The 201-nt window shown below is 53.7% G+C and carries 1 protein-coding gene; it reads right to left on the bottom strand.

Annotation, left to right across the window (positions count from 1 at the left end):
- Positions 1 to 201 (bottom strand): IS66 family transposase (locus tag H1B37_RS33275; RefSeq protein WP_182871566.1); only part of this gene is annotated, 201 nt, incomplete at both ends.

Raw genomic sequence — 201 nt, 5'->3', positions numbered from 1 at the left:
GCGCCGGCGCTTCGGCGGCTTGTTCTTCTTGTCGGCTCGTTTGTTTTCTTCGATCGCCTGCTTGATGCCTTCGCGTGCATCGTTGATTTCAGCCTCACTTGCGAAGTCAAACTTGAGCTGATCTTCGTCTTCGAAGCGTTCACTTTGGCGACCGAAAAACCGGCGGATCAACGCATCGAGTTCGCCTTGTTTCTTGGACAG

Source organism: Stieleria mannarensis (assembly GCF_014154935.1).
In the GTDB taxonomy this organism is placed as follows: Bacteria; Planctomycetota; Planctomycetia; order Pirellulales; family Pirellulaceae; genus Stieleria; species Stieleria mannarensis.
Note: the sequence above shows the minus strand (reverse complement) of the source record. Positions and strands in the feature narration are given on the sequence as shown.